This window comes from Halobacillus litoralis, from assembly GCF_009856445.1.
In the GTDB taxonomy this organism is placed as follows: Bacteria; Bacillota; Bacilli; order Bacillales; family Halobacillaceae; genus Halobacillus; species Halobacillus litoralis.
Map to the genome: position 1 here is coordinate 1 of NZ_WMFA01000034.1, position 692 is coordinate 692.

A 692-nucleotide genomic window follows, 5' to 3' on the forward strand; every position below is an offset into this window, starting at 1 on the left:
CTGATTAATGCCGGGCGCGACGAAGGTGGGTACGAAATCCGCATGCCCCTCCTCCATTTCCAGAATGGCACGACTGTGGGGGCGGATCTGGTAACGGATGGGGATATCGGTACGACCGCGGATCGCTTCCACCAGATCCACAAGCAGACCACGGCGCTCGCCTTCCGGCGTGCGTTCAGCCCAGGGCTCTATGGCCGCGAGGCTGAATGTGACGGGGTCTTCAGCGGTGGAGTTGGCCTGCAGGGCAGCAGAGCCCAGCGAGACCAGCAAAACAAAGGCACCGTACAACAGGGCACGCAGCATGGATGACTCCAGTCCTCAGGCTCGCCCTGAATTAAAGCACAGGGACTGAAATCCGTCATCCCTCAGCCGGCGTCGCGCTGGCGCAGGAAGTCCAGGGCCTCTTCGCGGATGCCTTGCCAGCCTTCCTTGACCGTGCGTAGAAGCCCGGCAACTTCGTCCAGTTTTTCCACGTCATTGCGCATGCTGGCTTCCAGCAGAGCTCTCTCCATGTAGTCGTAGAGCCTCTCCAGTTCACCGGCCAAATCCCCGCCTTCTTCAAAATTCAGGGAGCCACGTAGCACGGCCACGATCTCCATGCTCTTGTTGATCAGATTTCCCTTGGCCGCGTAATCCTTTGCCTCAATCTTGCCCTTCGCCATATTAATGCGTTCAAGCGCCCCATCCAGAAG

The 692-nt window shown here is 59.1% G+C and carries 2 protein-coding genes; both read right to left on the minus strand.

Annotated elements, in window-relative coordinates; all coding sequences use genetic code 11:
- Positions 1–303: type 2 periplasmic-binding domain-containing protein (locus GLW00_RS20990; RefSeq protein ID WP_202412590.1), on the minus strand; the 303-nt coding region annotated here is incomplete at its 3' end.
- 62 nt (positions 304–365) lie between these two features.
- On the minus strand, positions 366–692 hold a 327-nt coding region (fliS, locus tag GLW00_RS20995), incomplete at its 5' end, for a flagellar export chaperone FliS (protein ID WP_160917076.1).